1 protein-coding gene is annotated in these 1,162 nt (G+C 60.6%); it reads right to left on the reverse strand.

Translation table 11 applies throughout. The annotated features are described in order from the left end of the window. The coding region (locus JQK88_RS35410) for an IS30 family transposase (protein ID WP_203281218.1) at positions 1 to 1,161 on the reverse strand (1,161 nt) is incomplete at its 3' end. Position 1,162: the final 1 nt, after the last annotated feature.

Here is a 1,162-nt window from a genome sequence, read left to right on the forward strand (position 1 = left end):
GGTGAGTTCAATAGGTAATTGCAACACCTTCTGTAGCCTATCGACCGGCGTTTCGAAGTCCAGGATTTTTCGGGGGCGCTGATTGAGCCGCAGGGCGACGGCGTTGAGTTGGTCCTGCGAGACGTGGGAGAAGTTGGTTGCTCTGGGGAAGTACTGCCTGAGCAGACCGTTGGTATTTTCGTTGCTGCCGCGCTGCCAGGGACTGCGCGGATCGCAGAAGTAGACCTGTAGGTCGGTGGCAACGGTGAAGCTCTTGTGACGAGCCATCTCCTTGCCCTGGTCCCATGTCAACGAGCGCCGCAACTCTTCGGGCAATGTGCCGATCTTCTCGGCGATGGCCCTCACGACGGTCGCCGAGTCCTTTCTCGCCAACTTCACAAGCATAGTGAACCGGCTGTGTCGCTCGACGAGGGTGGCGATGTTCGTGTCGTTAGCACCGGTGAGCAGATCACCCTCCCAATGACCTGGGATGGCACGATCCTCCGCCTCGGCGGGGCGGTCGCGGATGGAGATCATATCGAGTATTTGTCCTTGCCCCGTCCGGCTCTGTGCGCCTTTGGCGAGGCGCATCTGTCGTTTGGTACGCAGGTGCGCTGTCAGTTCCTTCTTGAGCACCCCTCGCGACTGGATGAATAGACTGCGATAGATCGCTTCATGAGATATCCGCATGCTTGGATCGCCCGGGTACTCTCGCCTCAACCAGCCCGCTATCTGCTCCGGCGACCATTGCAGCGCCAGCTTTTGCGCCACCCGCCATCGTAGCCGTCCAGAGCATGCCAGGCGACACTGCTTCGGGCGCAGCGCTCGCTCCCAAGCATGCTTGTCAGCCCGGGTTGCACGATACGTTTGTGCACCGCCATTGCGCGAGATCTCGCGACATATTGTCGATGGAGATCGCCCGAGACTTCGTGCAATAGCGCGTATTGCGAGACCCGCCGCGATCCCGCGAGAGATCTCTTCGCGCTCCGCCAGCCCGAGCGCCGAGGCCGCTCTACGCCTTGCTGACGGAGCAATGCCGCCGTGTAAGGATACGATCCGCTGAACGCCGGTCTTGTTCCGGCGATCCAGTGCCCGCGAGATCGACGAAATGCTCTGACCTTGCTTCCATCGCTCCCAAAGCTCGGCCTTCTGCGCTGACGTAAACCAGATCCGTGACGTCACC

The sequence above is a fragment of the Mesorhizobium caraganae genome (assembly GCF_016836705.1).
In the GTDB taxonomy this organism is placed as follows: domain Bacteria; phylum Pseudomonadota; class Alphaproteobacteria; order Rhizobiales; family Rhizobiaceae; genus Mesorhizobium; species Mesorhizobium caraganae.